This window comes from Spirosoma luteum DSM 19990 (assembly GCF_000374065.1).
In the GTDB taxonomy this organism is placed as follows: Bacteria; Bacteroidota; Bacteroidia; order Cytophagales; family Spirosomataceae; genus Spirosoma; species Spirosoma luteum.
This window is the reverse complement of the sequence record NZ_KB893247.1, coordinates 154475-169043: the sequence shown is the minus strand read 5'-3', so window position 1 is coordinate 169043 and position 14569 is coordinate 154475. Positions and strand designations below refer to the sequence as shown.

General features: G+C 51.5%; 11 protein-coding genes and 1 pseudogene. 8 read left to right on the top strand and 4 right to left on the bottom strand.

Features of this window, described 5'->3' with window-relative positions; genetic code table 11:
• Positions 1 to 146 precede the first annotated feature (146 nt).
• Entirely contained in the window at positions 147 to 1067 is a 921-nt protein-coding gene (locus B156_RS0107470; RefSeq protein ID WP_018619045.1) for a cation diffusion facilitator family transporter, read from the top strand.
• A 39-nt stretch (positions 1068 to 1106) separates the two neighbouring features.
• On the opposite strand, the gene B156_RS0107465 is transcribed toward B156_RS0107470, so the two are convergent.
• Genes B156_RS0107465 through B156_RS0107455 form a run of 3 tightly spaced genes read right to left on the bottom strand, consistent with a single transcriptional unit; the run spans position 1107 to position 6768 of the window.
• Positions 1107 to 3749: an ABC transporter permease gene (locus B156_RS0107465; RefSeq protein WP_018619044.1), complete on the bottom strand. Its 2643-nt coding sequence runs from the start codon at positions 3747 to 3749 to the stop codon at positions 1107 to 1109.
• Positions 3750 to 3796: 47 nt separating this feature from the next.
• A complete protein-coding gene (locus B156_RS0107460; RefSeq protein WP_018619043.1) occupies positions 3797 to 6433 on the bottom strand; it encodes an ABC transporter permease in 2637 nt (878 codons plus the stop codon).
• Positions 6430 to 6768 (bottom strand): PadR family transcriptional regulator, encoded by a 339-nt coding sequence (locus B156_RS0107455; protein ID WP_018619042.1) that lies wholly within the window; start codon positions 6766 to 6768, stop codon positions 6430 to 6432. Before B156_RS0107455 ends, B156_RS0107460 begins: the two co-directional genes overlap by 4 nt.
• Before the next feature lie 241 nt (positions 6769 to 7009).
• Here B156_RS0107455 and B156_RS0107450 point away from each other — a divergent pair, with 241 nt between their 5' ends.
• The 7 genes and pseudogenes from B156_RS0107450 to B156_RS0107420 all read left to right on the top strand — a co-directional run bounded on the left by B156_RS0107450 (position 7010) and on the right by B156_RS0107420 (position 12731).
• Positions 7010 to 7645: an N-(5'-phosphoribosyl)anthranilate isomerase gene (locus B156_RS0107450; protein ID WP_018619041.1), complete on the top strand. Its 636-nt coding sequence runs from the start codon at positions 7010 to 7012 to the stop codon at positions 7643 to 7645.
• Between the two features lie 202 nt (positions 7646 to 7847).
• Entirely contained in the window at positions 7848 to 8447 is a 600-nt protein-coding gene (locus tag B156_RS0107445) for a PspC domain-containing protein (RefSeq protein ID WP_018619040.1), read from the top strand.
• A gap of 2 nt (positions 8448 to 8449) precedes the next feature.
• Positions 8450 to 8644, top strand: a pseudogene (locus tag B156_RS32555) (LiaI-LiaF-like domain-containing protein); the annotation flags it as partial.
• 1114 nt (positions 8645 to 9758) lie between these two features.
• Positions 9759 to 10283 carry a DinB family protein gene (locus B156_RS0107435; RefSeq protein ID WP_018619038.1) on the top strand — a complete coding sequence of 175 codons (525 nt, stop codon included), beginning with the start codon at positions 9759 to 9761 and terminating at the stop codon, positions 10281 to 10283.
• Positions 10284 to 10341: 58 nt separating this feature from the next.
• A complete protein-coding gene (locus B156_RS0107430) occupies positions 10342 to 11079 on the top strand; it encodes an FkbM family methyltransferase (RefSeq protein ID WP_018619037.1) in 738 nt (245 codons plus the stop codon).
• Positions 11080 to 11148: 69 nt separating this feature from the next.
• Positions 11149 to 11991 carry a nucleoside triphosphate pyrophosphohydrolase gene (gene mazG, locus B156_RS0107425; RefSeq protein ID WP_018619036.1) on the top strand — a complete coding sequence of 281 codons (843 nt, stop codon included), beginning with the start codon at positions 11149 to 11151 and terminating at the stop codon, positions 11989 to 11991.
• Positions 11988 to 12731, top strand: coding sequence for a metallophosphoesterase family protein (locus tag B156_RS0107420; protein WP_018619035.1), 744 nt, complete (start codon positions 11988 to 11990; stop codon positions 12729 to 12731). Before mazG ends, B156_RS0107420 begins: the two co-directional genes overlap by 4 nt.
• Before the next feature lie 278 nt (positions 12732 to 13009).
• Here B156_RS0107420 and B156_RS0107415 read toward each other — a convergent pair whose 3' ends face one another.
• Positions 13010 to 14551, bottom strand: coding sequence for a YifB family Mg chelatase-like AAA ATPase (locus B156_RS0107415; protein WP_018619034.1), 1542 nt, complete (start codon positions 14549 to 14551; stop codon positions 13010 to 13012).
• Between the last annotated feature and the right edge of the window lie 18 nt (positions 14552 to 14569).

The following is a 14569-nucleotide window of genomic DNA, read 5'->3' as shown; positions in this document are numbered from 1 at the left end:
TGGCGTGCTAACCAAACCAATCTGTCGGAACAGTCATTTTCACACTCCGAATACCGCAATTTTTACTCCGTATGGCATTGCATAACATGGATGACCCATTTTAGTATACTGGTTGAACTTCTGCCACCCGTAACGGTTCTTTTCCTATGGCATCATCCAAAACAGCCCTCTACACCGCACTGGCGGCTAACGTAGGCATTGCAGCCACCAAATTTATAGCGGCCAGCATAACAGGCAGTTCTGCTATGCTTTCGGAGGGTATTCACTCGCTGGTGGATACCCTGAATGAACTGCTGTTATTGCTGGGCCTGAACCGGAGCAAACGACCGCCCGACCAGAAGCGGCCTTTCGGCTACGGTCGGGAGCAGTATTTCTGGTCGTACGTGGTGGCGTTGCTGATTTTTGCCGTGGGGGGTGGCATTTCGCTATACGAGGGGATTACGCACATCCAGCACCCGGAACCGGTAGAGGACCCGTTTTGGAACTACATCGTGCTGGGCATCGCGTTTGTGCTGGATGGGTATTCACTGATTACGGCATGGAAAGCTTTTAACGCCAAACGGGGGAGTCAGTCGTTGTGGTCGGCCATAAGAAACAGTAAAGATGCCGCTACGTTTACGGTGTTGTTCGAAGATGCCTCCGATGTGCTGGGCCTGATTATCGCGTTTCTGGGTGTATTTCTGGGGCAGGTTTTCGATAACCCCCTGTTCGATGGTTCAGCATCGATTCTGATTGGCATCCTGCTGGTGGGCGTGGCCGGGGTGCTGGCCCGCGAAAGCAAAAGCCTGCTGCTGGGCGAGGGTGTAGACGCCGAAACCGCCCAGCAACTAAAAGCCCTTACCGAAGCGGATGCATCCGTCCAGAAAGCACTTCGCATTGCCACTATCTATTTGGGTCCCGAAGAAATTACCCTCGCGCAGGACGTTGTCTTTCAAAACGACCTGACAACGGATGATATCAACAAAGCCATTGTGCGGATTCATGCGGCCATCATGAAGTCCTTCCCCTCCATAAAACACGCCTTCACGCAACCCGTAGCCATGGGCGACACTACTGAAATAAGGTAGCTTATTCGCTATCCAGTATGCCAATTTATACCAGCCGGTTTACTCAGTTTTCAAACTCTTTACCGGGTTAATCATGGCAGCTCGTAACGACTGCCAGCTAACTGTCAGAAACGCGATTGACAGGGCAATAAAGGCCGTCGCCAGAAACATCCAGGCGCTGATACCGATACGGTAGGGGTAGTTTTTGAGCCACTCGCTCATGGCGTACCAGGCGGCAGGAAACGCAACGATGAACGACAGGGAAACCAGCTTCAGGAAGTCGGTAGAAAGCAACTGGACAATGCCCCTCACTGAGGCTCCCAATACTTTTCGAATACCGATTTCTTTGGTTCGCCGTTCGGCGGAGAGGGTCGCCAGACCAAAGAGGCCAATGCAGGAGATAAAAATGGTCAGGATAGCGCCGAAGAGCATCATCTGTTTCCATTTTTCCTCCGACTCATACCGTTTCAGGTTTTCCTTGTCCAGGAATTGGTAGGTATACGGACTGATTGGGAACAGTTTTCTGAATGTTTTCTCAATGTGCCGGAGACTGGCCGTTTCGGTAGTGGGTCTGATTTTGATGAACGCTTTCCCATACTGATTGGCGTCCTTCATAGTAAACAGTTGCGGCTTTATTTCCTGGTTTAACGACTCAAAATGATAATCTTTAACAAGGCCGATTACCGTGTACTTCCTGTCGTTGTCGAACCAGAAATTGACGACCTGCCCAACCGGGTTTTTCCAGCCCGCTTTTTTGGCAAATGACTCATTGACCAGCACCGACTGGGAGGAATCCGACGGAAAAGCAGCCGAGAAGTTCCGGCCTTTCAGAAGGGGTATGTTAAACGTTGGCAGGTAGGTTTCATCGATGGTTTCATAGGCAAAATTCAATTGAGTATCGCCATTAACTTTTGCCATCGTTCCCCATCCTCCGCCATTTTTCGGCGCTACCTCAACAATAGCCGGGTTCTTCATTAGTTCTTCTTTCAGCACCTTTACTTCGCTGCGTTTTAGCGATGACTTATTGACGATGACAATGTTTTTATCATCGTATCCTAAATCCGTACTGGTCAGGTAGTCGAATTGAGCATAGATCGTTAACGACGCAATAATCAGGAAAGATGCCAGCGAAAACTGCATCACAACCAGTGACTTTTGCAGGTAGTTTTTACCCGTAAGATTGAAGCGACTGTATAATGTCTGCACCGGACTGTAACCCGATAAGACGAGGGCAGGATAGAAACCGGCCAGTAGACTCGTAACGACGAAAAGAGTGAAGTAGCCAACTATCAACCGGGTATCGAACAGATAAGACAGCGCCAACGCCTTGTTGGCCAGTTGATTGAACATTGGCAGTGCCAGTTCGAGCAGGACGAAGGCAAACATGAAGGCCGCAAAACATAGAATGAATGACTCCCCCAGAAACTGAATAATGAGTTGCGTTCTTGCCCCGCCTACCACTTTTCTGACCCCAATCTCTTTAGCCCGTTTCAGGGAACGGGCCACGGTCAGATTAACAAAATTGATACAGGCAATCAACAGGATAAACAACGCTATGCCCGACAGGATGTACGAAAAAGTAGGGTTGCTTTCGTCAACCAGTCCGTTGCTGGCTGGCAATTCTTTGCTCAGGTGCATATCAGTTATTGGCTGTAACGCGTAATCCGTCTTGCCCGTAATGCCAAACTTCTTAGCCATTAACTTAATACTTTCCTGAGCATCGGCCACGTACACCCGGTTCATTTTCCCTTCTACTACTCCGATTCTGGCATTGGGAGTCAACACAACAAACGTGTTCATAAAAACACTGAACCAGTTCTCATTATTGGCCATCTCTTCCGCCTTCACGATAAGTGGCATGAGCACCTCAAACTTGATGGACGAGTTCTGCGGGCATTTTTCGGCTACGCCCGTTACGGTGTACGGCTCAAATGTCTGATCATCTCTGAAGAACAGGGTCTTACCCAGCGCGTGGGTTGTACCGAAGCTTTTTTCGGCCATCTCCCCCGAAATCACAACTGACCGGGGATTTTGCAGGGCCGTTTTAGGATTACCCTCCAGCAGCGGAAATGTGAAGACCGAAAAGAAACTGGAATCGGCCATAAAAACCTCCTGGCTTTTCACCTCCGTCCCCCGCTTCATATCTTTCTGGTCTCCCCGATACCGAACAAACGCCTTTATTTCCGGAACCCCCGCCTTAAATTTCGGACCCGGTAAAAAGCCTGTGTACGGCTGGCGGTATTCTACGGCCCCGGCCGGTGTTGTTTGCCTGCTGGTAATCCGGTAGATAACTGGATTATTGGCATGGAAACGGTCGTAGCTGACCTCATCTTTAGTATATAGCAGAATCAGCATGGCAGCGGCCAGGCCAATGCTCAATCCAACGATGTTAATGGTGGAATAAGATTTATTGCGGACCAGATTCCGAAAGGCGATTTTAACGTAGTTGCTAAGCATAATAGAGCGGAATAAATAGCTTGATGAATGATCGCTTTTCTGTCGTTTCAGCGCAAACGGGCGCACAAATCGGAACACGTTGAGCCAGTACCGGCTGTTGGCAGCAGGAGAGCCTAGTTGCTTCACATCCCGCCCGTAGCGTTCGTGCAGATCGCCCTGCACTTCTTCCAGCAAATGCGGGGCTACTACCCATTCCAGCAGCCGGTCGGCCCGGCGGGGTGGAGAAACGTTTTGGGGGCTTTTCATCGTGATTCATCAGGAATGAGACCGGTCATTAACTCACTTCGGGCCATTCACTCAGACCGCAACGAGGTGGCCGGGTTCATTAAAGCCGCCTTCATCGACTGATAGGATACCGTGAGGATGGTTATGAGCACGGTCGCTCCCAACGCCACGGCAAAAATCCACCAGCCAAACGAAACATGGTACGCAAACCCGTTCAGCCAGCCACGCATCAGTAACCAGCCAATAGGCGCAGCCAGAACAAACCCGAGTAGCAACAGCCGGACAAACTCGCGCCCAAATAGCCACAGCACCTGGTTTTGGGTGGCGCCCATCACTTTCCGAATGCCTATTTCTTTCGTTTTCGACTCAGCAATGAACGACACTAATCCGTATAATCCCAGGCATCCGATTAGTATCGCGATCAGAGAAAAAACCTGTATCAAACCCAGCAGAATATGCTCTTTCAGGTAAAACTGATCCAGCATTTCATCCAGAAAGTAGGCTTTATATACATATTCAGGAAACAACGTATTCCAAAGGGTTTCTACGGCCTTTGTCGTAGCCGGCAAATCGGCCGGATTTAGTTTTATGGCCGCTATATTATTCTCCGAATGGTAATTAATGAAGGTTGTTGGCGAAATGGCGGAATACAGCTCGTCGGTATGAAAATCCTTGAGTACCCCAACGATGACTTTACGTTGTCCCCAAATGGTAAGCTGTTTACCCAGTATGGCATCGGGTGATCGAAACCCCAGTTGCTTTACCATCTTTTCGTTGACAAGTGCCTCATTACTAGTCGTATCGTTGCTTCGGAAGTTATGACCCGCCAGTAGCTTCAGACCAAAAAGCGGCACGTAGTTCATGTCACCGATTTTGACACGGGTTGGAAAATTTTCGGGTTCGGCGTGGGTATCAAACGTAAAAGGGACCGGGTCTCTCTGGCGCGATGCCGGGGCCTCAGCGCCTAAAGCAACCTGGTCTATACCCGGCAGGGCCTGCAACTGATTGCGCAGGGTTTGCTGGCGGAGGGGATCATTAGTGGGTACCGGAACCATTAAGACAGCTCCTTTGTAGAACCCTAGGTCCTTCTGGTGCATATACTGTACCTGCGACATCATCACGATGAGACCGATGATAAATAACTGCGTGATGAAGAACTGGACAACAACCAGCCCCCGCCGAACCGATATACTGCCTAGCTCTTTCGTTGTTAGTTGTCCACGCAGGGCAGTTATCGGGTTAAAGCGGGACAGGACGAGGGACGGATAAAAACCCGCAAGCAGAATTACCCCCACGGTAAGACCCGCAAACCAGGTTAGGGAACGGGCATTGGCCAGGTCAGTGATGGCTATATCGGCGCCGAGAACCGCCAGCGCTGTGTTCAGTATAGGTAAGCAGAAATGGGCAAAAACGAGACCCATACACACAGCGGCCACTATAATAAGCGTTGTTTCGGTCAAAAACTGGCCAATCAACTGCATCCGTGTACTACCCATTGCCTTGCGCACACCCACTTCTTTCGACCGTTTGAGCGCGTAAGCCGTAGTAACATTGATGAAATTAATGCAGGCGGCTATGACCAGAAATAAACCCACTATGATGAGCGCGTACAGGATAGGACGGGGCGCCGTTCCGCCATACTGCGGATTATGATTCAGGTCAGCCAGGGGCAATGCATGAAAATCCAGCCGTTTGGCATCCTGGGTCGTCAGGTGTTTCTTACCAGTAGCAATCAGTGCATCGGTCAAACGCTGGGGGGCCACGCCTTCCCGCAGGGTAACAAAACACATGGTTGTGACGGCCTCCCAATTTTGCATTGCCTGTTTACCACCAGCCCCTATCAAAGCCGGAACCGTACTGTAAGCGATTAGTACATCGTAGCGGAGCTTTGTATTGGAGGGCGGGTTTTTGATGATACCTGTTACGGTCAGGTCCGTCTGATTGTCAAGTCGTAACACGCGACCAATTGCCTCATCGGTATCGAAGTATTTACGCGCGTACCGCTCCGACAGTACAACCGTGTTGGGCGATGACAAAGCCGTCCTGGGATTGCCCCTGAGCCATTTTACGTCGAAAATCTGAAAGAACTGTGGCTCAGTGAAACAGATATTACGCGACTCCTCAAACTTCTTCGCGAAACTTCCCTTGCCATTCGGTACGCTGACAATACGCTCGAAGCTATTTTCGAGCCGCACCGCATTTTCTACGAATGGATAATCCCGGCGAAGTACGTCGCCCAGCGGCCGGGGAGTGGCATCCGTCGGGATAACGTTATCATGCCGGATGTCCGTTACAATCCAGTACGTCTGGTCAGCTTTGGCGTGGTAACGATCAAAACTAAACAGGTAGCTGACCAGCAGAAAAATAACAATGCCACAGGCGAGTCCGACAGCAAGGCCAACACCATTGATGGCATTGACCTGACGGTTACGCCACAGGTTTCGGAGGGAGATAATTAGGTGGTTCCGCAGCATAAAGGCAGGTGATGTAGGCGTGTGATCGAGTTTATGTTTTACCGCAAAAGGACGCAGGAATCCCAGCGCTTCCCAAATGAATCGCCGTCGTGCTTCATCGGGGCCAACCGTTCGTACACGTTGGTAAAATCGCTCGTGCAAATCCCCCTGCACCTCTTCCAGCAGGTGGGGAGCCACGACCCATTCCAGCAAACGGTCGGCCCAGCGGGGTGGTGTAGAGTGAATATTCATAGACTGATGGCGGGCAAAGCCTGCGGAGATATAGATTCCCATAGCTGATTACGCACCGCCCGAATGTCGTGCAGAGCGCGGCTGCCAAGGGCCGTAACGGTAAAAAGCCGTTTCCGCCGACCCCCACGCTCGGCGGTGGCCTCCCCCATCTGTGAGCTGAGCATGCCTTTCTCTGCTAACCGGTGCAGCGCGGCATGAACCGCACTAATGCTTACCGAGCGGCCCGTTTGCCGTTCCAGTTCATCCGTAATGGCCACGCCGTAGGCACCCTCATTGAGCACGGCCACCGTTAGCAAAACGATTTCTTCAAACTCACCCAAATACGTTCGTTTCATACGTCAAACCCATAAGATTAATGTTTGTAGAACAAATGCTTTGCCAGTTTAAAAAATAGCCCTTGTAGTCCAGTAAAGCAGGTTTTCCTACAAGGGCATTGTCCGATATCGTACAGTTTATGTCCGAAGCCGAACAATTTGGACGAAAAAAACAGTCAGTAAAGCGGCTATTCTTACCTTAGCAGTCCAACAGAAACCACAAACAGAAAACGGGAACGCCCGCCCGGCACAAACCTCTATTATGTCGCTGCAAACAATCGTCAAAATCTCTAATGTTACGAATTTAAGTGATGCCCGCTATTGCGCCGGGATGGGCGTTGATATGCTGGGCTTTTCGATGGATGCCGACTCGCCGGAGTACGTGGAACCGACCAGGTTTGGCGACATCCGGGGCTGGATAGCCGGGGTGCAGATTGTGGGCGAAACGACCGCTACGGACCCCGACATTATTGAACAGTTGCTGGACACCTACCAACCCGACGTCCTACAAGTTGATGAAGCCGCCCTGCTGCCGTACCTCGCCACCTTTTCCCGGCCCGGTGCCGAACTTCAGCTTATTCTGCGTGTAGCTATAGAACGGCTAACCCTCGACCAGCTCGATGCGTTATTTCAGACGGGGATAACCGGGGCCGATTATGTACTGCTCGAAAGCCAAAGCCCGCTCCACCTCGACGAGGAATTAAAAGCAACGCTCCAGCGGCTGTCTGCCCGGTATCCCGTACTATTGGGTATGGGTATATCCGTAGCCAATGTTCACACGTTACTGGCCGACCTGCCCGTTCGGGGTATTGCCCTGAGCGGAGGCCACGAAGAAAAACCCGGCAACAAAGAGTTTGGCGAATTGATGGATATTCTGGAAGCGATTGAAGAGGAGTGATTTGGGTAAGTGGTTAAGTGATATCTGTCACCTAAACCAATTAACGATTTAACCAATCAACTGAATAACTTACCCGCTACTATGCATTACCTACTATCATTGAAAACACACATCTATCAATAGCCGCGTCCATCCGTCCATATCCTCTTTTGCTCCCATCGGGCAGTTTGTAGCTTTATCTCGGTTTTAAACACTATAAGCCATGAACAAACGCTTGGAACGTATTGCCAACCAGGCCCAGATTGGGGGTGTATGCGCTGGTTTGGCCGATTATTTTGGCATTGACCGTGCCCTGGTTCGCGTACTTTTTGTGATCGGAATTTTCTTACCGCACTTTCCGGCTGTTATCATTTACATTATCTTGTGGATTGCATTACCCGAACGTCGTTTTGATAGTTCGGTCGCTCAAGTCAGTGCATTTTCTAATCCTTATTTCGCTATGAACCCGTATAACCCTAACAAACCCGACCGTAGTGTTGTGGGTGGTGCCATTCTGATTGTTCTGGGCATCCTGTTTCTGATTGAACGCTTCTTCCACATTCACTTCCGGGATTTATGGCCGTTCATGCTGATTGCGCTGGGACTGTGGCTCATTTTCAAGGACCGCATCAAACCCACGTACGATTCGACGATCAATACTCCGGACACACCAACCGACCCAAATGGGCCTTATAATTCAGGGAACCCTGGCGGGCCGAATGCTCCCTACAATTCAGGGAATCCAGTCGGACCGAGTGTTCCATACAATCCGGGCACGCCAAACGACCCAACTACGCCCTACAATCCTACTAACCCGCTGTAACCATGCAACGTAGAAATGGACTATTCTGGGGAATCGCGCTGCTTACGCTCGGCGTGTTGTTCCTGGCGCGCCGGGCGGGCTGGCTCGATGTAAACTGGCATTCGCTGGTGGATTTGTGGCCATTACTGCTCATTCTGGCCGGCGTCAATCTGATTCTGGAACGGCGCGGTAATTCAGCCGCTTTTATCACTACCGTCATGCTGGCGGTAGCCGTACCCACTACCCTGTTTGGCTTCCTGTCGCACGATAGGGACCAGGATGGCTTTTCGATGAACTGGCAGGACGATGATGAAGGTGATGACGAATCAGATAACGGTTCGGATAATGACCAGGATGATGGAGACAATACTAATGACGACCAGGATGATGAAGACAATAACAACGATGACCAGAATAATGAAGATGCGTACCGGTCGGAACGCGAGCAGCGTAACACCGTCGATGGTACTGTAAAAACCAGTTCATTTGTGGAGTCGATGGCACCCGCTACCCGCGAAGCGATATTCAAACTGGCCGGTGGTGCTGGTCGGTTTATCATCAGTGACCCAACCACCGAACTTATTAAGGCCGATACCAAACTGAGCATTGGCACCTATTCCATGTCGGTAGACCGGAACGAGACAACGCATATACCCACTATCGAACTTAAGCCGACGGAAGAAAACCAGCGTTTCAACCTGAAAGACGGCAACTACGAAAACCGGGTGACCGTTCACCTCAACAATACTCCCGTCTGGACGATGGACGTAGCCCTGGGCGCGGGTCAGGGCGACCTGGATTTGAGTACCTACGCCGTAAAAAGCCTGAAGATAGCCGCTGGTGCCGCTGAAATCGACTTGAAACTCGGTGCTAAAGCCGACCAGGCAGACGTAAAAATGGATGTAGGTGCGGCCTCTGTAACGGTTCATGTGCCCAAAGAAGTAGGGTGCCGGGTCAAAAAAGATGGTGCGCTGAACCTGGAGCAACTGGACGATTTCACTGATGTAGGCGGGGGCGAATTTTTGAGCCCCGGCTACGAAGCTGCCAAAAAGAAAATGACCATCCGGTTCGATGGGGGCATCTCACGCCTAAAGGTGGTTCGGTACTGATACTGTAGAAAAAGCCAATAAGGTCTCGAACCCTTATAGGTTTACAATCCATCCCCGTAATCAGGTCATGAACGACATGGTTATGGGGATTTCCGTTGTAGCCACTACAATTACTAACAGTCCGTTGACGGGGCGTATCGAGCCATAGGCTGTTCCGACTTATATTTGCCCCAAAAGCCTCCGTTCAAACGCTAAAGCGCATCCATCTGCCGGCACTCACCTTATGAAATCTATAGTATTCCTCTCGTTGCTGCTGGCAGGCTCATTGGTTACTCAGGCCCAGTCAGGCTCCTACTTGCAGGAGGTGACCGCACGGCTGGAAAACTCAAAGAAGTCTACCCTACAGATGGCTCAGGCCATGCCTGAGAACCAGTATGGCTATAAACCAGCCACCGATGAGATGAGCTTTCGGGCGCAGTTGCTGCATATTAGCCAGAATGTAAGCTGGCTTACGTCTACCCACCTCACCACGCAGGCAAGCCCCTTTTCGGACAGTAGCCTGAAAGATACGGGACAATCAAAAGCGGCCATTGAGCAGCTCATTGCCCAGGCATTTGATTATGCGATTGAATCGGTTCGTGCCTTCGATGCCGCCGGGCTGGAGGAGAAGGTTCCCTTTTTTGCGGGTCCGCTGAGCAAACGGCAGATTATGAATCTACTCAACGACCACCAATCACACCATCGGGGACAACTCATTGTTTATCTGCGGATGAACGGCGTGAAGCCCCCCGCCTATGTGGGCTGGTAAGTTAATTTTTCCCTTCCTGATACGAGTTGGTTAAAACGACCTGGCACTGGGTAATCAGATGAAAAAACGATTCGTTGATCTGGCAAAAGCGGGTTTGTCATCGCTGGGGTTGTTTGCCGCCCGGCAGTATCCAAACCGTGTAAATGGCTACCGGCTAACCGATGACTTATCGGCCATCGTCCCCGGCAACACGCCCCTTTGCTTCGATATTGGTGCCAATAAAGGCCAAACTATCGAGCTGTTACAAAGCACGTTTAAACAGCCGGTTATCCACGCCTTCGAACCCGCATCGGCAACCTTCACCGCCTTAAGTAGCCGGGCACCCGATGCCGGTGTGTACCTGCATCAACTTGCCTTCGGCGAACAAATCGGCGTGACTGAGTTCCGGAATTGTCAACAGTCGGAACTCAGTTCATTTCTGCCCCTGAACCGCAACAAAGCCGAGAACATCTTCGCGGAAGAAGCGGTGGTTTCGATAGAGTCCGTGCGGGTAGAAACGCTGGACAACTTCTGTACTACGCACCACATTGACCACATCGATCTGCTTAAAATTGATACGCAGGGGTTTGAACTACCCGTATTGCGGGGTGGAGCCAGCCTGCTTGGTCAGGGAAAAGTGGGGGCCGTGCTGCTGGAACTGAATTTTGCCCCGCTCTACGAAGGGCAGTCCGACCCGCTGGAGATCCTGCAGTTGATGCGCTCGCACAACATGCGACTGGTCGACTATTATGAAAAGGAACGGGTCTCCGGCAAAGAACTTTCGTGGACAACGGCCCTCTTCGTGCTTCATGCCTAGCGAGTGCATTCCTGTGTTCTTTTCAGTAGCTTTACTCAACCGTTTATACTCGTTTTTTTCGCTTCCCGAATGAATTTTGACCAATTAATGCCCCGCCGTCAGGAACAGCTGACCGCTTTTAACCGGCTGCTCACCATCATGGACGAACTGCGCGCGCAGTGCCCCTGGGACCGTAAACAAACAATGGAGAGCCTGCGCCATCTCACCATCGAAGAAACCTACGAACTCTCCGATGCTATCCTGGAAAAAGACCTTCCCGAAATCAGAAAGGAACTGGGCGACATTCAATTACACCTGATTTTTTACGCCAAAATCGCATCGGAATCCGGGCCAGCGAATGAGCGCGGTGCGACGGATCGCTTCGACATGGCTGATGTATTGAATGGCGTTTGCGACAAACTGATTAGCCGCCATCCGCACATATATGGTGATGCCAGCGGGCAACGGGTAGTGGCAGACACGGAAGAGCAGGTAAAAGCGAACTGGGAACAGCTTAAGCTCAAAGAAGGCAACAAATCAGTACTGGGTGGCGTGCCCGGCTCATTGCCCGCGCTGGTAAAGGCAATGCGGATTCAGGAAAAAGCGCGGGGTGCGGGTTTCGATTGGGACGAGAAAGAACAGGTCTGGGAAAAAGTAGAGGAAGAAATGCAGGAGTTCAAAGCCGAATTCGACAGTCCGGAAGGAGTTGACCCTGAACGCGCCGAAGGGGAGTTTGGCGATTTGCTCTTCTCGCTCGTCAACTACGCCCGGTTTATCGACATCAATCCCGAAACAGCCCTCGAACGCACGAACAAAAAGTTTATCAAACGCTTTCAGTACCTGGAAGAACAGGCGCGGGCCAACGGAAAAGCCTTGAACGATATGACGCTGGCCGAAATGGATGTGTACTGGAACGAAGCAAAAACGATATGAAACTAGCATTCATCACCGACATGCACCTGGGCACGGAAGGGGAAAACCCGCAGGGGGTCGATGTGCGGCAAAATTTTCTGAAAGCACTGGATTTCGTGGCCGACATGAAGCCAAATGGGCTGGTACTGGGAGGAGACATTTGTAACGACACGGGCGACCGGGCTATTTACGAGTGGGTGAAAAAGCAGGTAGACCAGCTCCCTATACCCTGCTACGTCCTATCCGGAAACCATGACGACCCCACGATGCTGGCGGAGGCATTTCGGAACACGCACCATTTGCACGGGAGCGAATTGTACTACGCGCTACCGCTGGACGGTCGCCCGGTTTTGTTCCTGGATTCATCGAAAGGAGAATTGTCCCCTGAGCAGTGGACCTGGCTGCGGGAGTATCTGAAGGCGCTGCGCGACAATAACATACTGATTCTGATGCACCACCCTCCCCTACCCGCCGATGTGGTGTTTATGGACCGTAAATACCCATTCGGGCAAAGCGATGCGTTTCTGGACATCATGCGCGAGTTACCATGTCATGTTACGGTTGTATGCGGTCATTATCACGTCGACAAGGTCGTGCAGCGCGGCAACCTGCTGGCTTTGCTCTCCCCGTCAACGTTCTACCAGATGCAGCATAATTCTCCGGAGTTTGCCATCGACCACTACCAAATTGGCATCCGCGAAATTAACCTGACTACCCACGGCACCACCAGCACGGTGCATTACCTAAAACCCGGCCAATAAAGTCCCGGAAATTGACTCAGCAAATCAGCGGACTTGCTCTATTTAACTGAAGGAGCCTTTTAGGCAGATTTGATAAATACTGCCTGAATCAACGTTCTGAGAACGGGATGCTCGATACGAAAAATAATAAGTACAAACCCTCACCTCCGCCTTTAATCTATGTACTTTTTTTCGATTGGTTGTAAGTGATTATGTCTCGAACTGACCTGAGGAGACTATAGGCCTAGCGGTCGTGAACAGCATCACCCGTGATGCGAGATGAAGCTGACACTTTGGGCTTACCCCGCCCAGTTCTCCCGGTCCAGGCTACGATACTGAATGGCTTCGGCAAGGTGCTCGATTTTAATTTCTTCGCTGGCAGCCAGGTCGGCAATGGTGCGGGACACTTTCAGAATACGGTCGTAGGCGCGGGCTGATAAGCCCAGTCGTTCCATCGCCGTTTTGAGCAACGCCCGGCCGGCATCACTGATGGCGCAGATTTCCTTCACCATCTGCGAGGGCATCATGGCGTTGGAATACACGCCGGGCTGGTCGGCAAAGCGGGCCGTCTGAATGTCACGGGCTTTGATGACCCGTTCCCGAATTACATCACTAGGTTCAGAAGGCCGGTTGCCGGTCATCTGGTCGAAGGAAACGGGCGTTACTTCTACGTGTAAATCAATTCGGTCGAGGAGTGGGCCACTTATTTTAGCGAGGTATTTCTGTACCACACCCGCCCCGCAAACGCACTCTTTTTCGGGGTGATTATAGTACCCACAGGGACAGGGGTTCATACTGGCGATCAGCATAAAACTGGCCGGAAACTCCACCGCCCATTTGGCCCGCGAAATACTCACCTTGCGGTCTTCGAGCGGCTGCCGCATCACCTCCAGCGCCGACCGTTTGAACTCCGGCAGTTCATCTAAAAATAACACACCGTTGTGCGCGAGTGAAATCTCGCCCGGCTGCGGAAAACTGCCGCCACCCACCAGGGCCGCGTCGGAAATAGTATGGTGGGGTGACCGGTAGGGCCGCGTAGCAATCAGGTTGGCGCGGGTGCCGAGCTTGCCCGCTACGGAGTGTATTTTAGTGGTTTCCAAGGCTTCCTGCAACGTCAGTGGCGGCAGGATACTGGGCAGTCGTTTGGCCAGCATGGTTTTACCCGCTCCCGGCGGGCCAATCATAATCACGTTATGCCCACCGGCAGCGGCTATTTCCAGTGCCCGCTTGATGTTTTCCTGCCCCTGCACGTGCGAGAAATCGGCTTCGTAGGCATTTATCTGGGTCATAAACAGGTCACGGGTATCGCTGGAGAGGGGTTCAATTTCTTTCTTCCCTTCAAAATACTCAACCGCTTCCTGCATGGTCTTTACCCCAATCACATCCAGTTGGTTGACGATAGCGGCTTCCTGCGCGTTCTCGGTCGGCAGAATAAAGCCTTTGTACCCCTGTTTCCGGGCTTCAATGGCAATGGGCAATACCCCTTTTATGGGCCGCAACGTACCATCGAGGGCCAGTTCACCCATAATCACGTAATCGGATAGGTTACGGGTTGTCGTAATCTGTTCGGAAGCTTCCAGTACGCAGAGGGCAATGGGCAAATCGTAGGCCGAGCCTTCCTTGCGGATATCGGCCGGGGCGAGGTTGACCACCACTTTCTGACGGGGCATCCGGTAGCCAAAAAACTTGAGTGATGCTTCTACCCGCTGTTCACTTTCCTTGACAGCACTATCGGGCAGGCCCACCATGTGAAAATGCAGCCCCTGCGCCACAACGACTTCAATGGTTATCAAACTGGCGTTTACGCCATACACGGCTCCACCGAAGGTTTTAGCTAACATAATGGGTACTTAAGTAAA

What these genes read in the sequence shown, in the direction of transcription:
- mazG (WP_018619036.1), top strand. Translation starts at nt 11,149, where the DNA reads ATGAATTTTGACCAATTAATGCCCCGCCGTCAGGAACAGCTGACCGCT.
- B156_RS0107435 (WP_018619038.1), top strand. Translation starts at nt 9,759, where the DNA reads ATGAAATCTATAGTATTCCTCTCGTTGCTGCTGGCAGGCTCATTGGTT.
- B156_RS0107470 (WP_018619045.1), top strand. Translation starts at nt 147, where the DNA reads ATGGCATCATCCAAAACAGCCCTCTACACCGCACTGGCGGCTAACGTA.
- B156_RS0107465 (WP_018619044.1), bottom strand. Translation starts at nt 3,749, where the DNA reads ATGAAAAGCCCCCAAAACGTTTCTCCACCCCGCCGGGCCGACCGGCTG.
- B156_RS0107445 (WP_018619040.1), top strand. Translation starts at nt 7,848, where the DNA reads ATGAACAAACGCTTGGAACGTATTGCCAACCAGGCCCAGATTGGGGGT.
- B156_RS0107430 (WP_018619037.1), top strand. Translation starts at nt 10,342, where the DNA reads ATGAAAAAACGATTCGTTGATCTGGCAAAAGCGGGTTTGTCATCGCTG.
- B156_RS0107450 (WP_018619041.1), top strand. Translation starts at nt 7,010, where the DNA reads ATGTCGCTGCAAACAATCGTCAAAATCTCTAATGTTACGAATTTAAGT.
- B156_RS0107420 (WP_018619035.1), top strand. Translation starts at nt 11,988, where the DNA reads ATGAAACTAGCATTCATCACCGACATGCACCTGGGCACGGAAGGGGAA.
- B156_RS0107415 (WP_018619034.1), bottom strand. Translation starts at nt 14,551, where the DNA reads ATGTTAGCTAAAACCTTCGGTGGAGCCGTGTATGGCGTAAACGCCAGT.
- B156_RS0107455 (WP_018619042.1), bottom strand. Translation starts at nt 6,768, where the DNA reads ATGAAACGAACGTATTTGGGTGAGTTTGAAGAAATCGTTTTGCTAACG.
- B156_RS0107460 (WP_018619043.1), bottom strand. Translation starts at nt 6,433, where the DNA reads ATGAATATTCACTCTACACCACCCCGCTGGGCCGACCGTTTGCTGGAA.